The organism is Gardnerella sp. CCPDSM (genome assembly GCF_056754715.1).
Genome location: NZ_JBQEQO010000043.1, coordinates 1 through 775 on the forward strand (window position 1 = coordinate 1; position 775 = coordinate 775).

A 775-nucleotide genomic window follows, 5' to 3' on the forward strand; every position below is an offset into this window, starting at 1 on the left:
GAGTTCCGCTATCTTACCTTTCTGCCGCAAATGCCCGTTTACTCCGTGTTTTTCAACAGGTACGCTAAACATTTGAGATGCTGACGAGCAGTAAATGTCTTTGCCTTCCTCGAATACTCGCATACGCCATTTTTCACCTGCAAGCCAGGCAAGGACTCTCGCTTCGATTGCTGAAAAGTCTGCGACAATAAACTTAAATCCCGTGCGTGGGATAAAAGAGGTGCGGATAAGCTGGGATAAGGTATCCGGAATATCCTCATAAAGCATTTCCAACGCTTCAACGTTTCCTTGTTTAACAAGACTTCTAGCCTCAGCTAGATCAGGCAGATGGTTTTGTGGTAGGTTTTGTAATTGCACGAGCCTTCCTGCGAATCTTCCTGTTCGGTTTGCACCATAGAAGCGAAACATGCCACGCTCCCGGTCATCCATGCAGGCAGCGTTTTTCATCGCCGTATACTTTTTCACCGATGATTTGGCAAGCTGCTGTCGAAGCTGTAAAACTTCCGCCAACTCTTTACCCACTGTTTTAAGTTCTTTAGCGACTTCTTTTTTACCAAGCGACTCCATTTCAAGACCATGCTTTTTAAGCCAAGAGCGCATTTGTAACACTGAGTTCGGGTTTTCTAAACCCGTAATATGCTTAAGCTCACTCATGAGATGCGTTTTCACCTCTAAGTCGAGTTTTATGGCTGACTCAACGAAAAGAGGATCTATTCCTATCCCACGGTCGTTTATAGTTTGGTCGAGATAAAACTCCTGCCATAAAAAGTCTGGC

General features: G+C 44.9%; 1 protein-coding gene. It reads right to left on the minus strand.

The genetic code is table 11. From position 1 onward, the window contains the following. On the minus strand, window positions 1-775 hold a 775-nt coding region (locus ACTJLE_RS06400), incomplete at both ends, for a DNA polymerase (protein WP_481267898.1).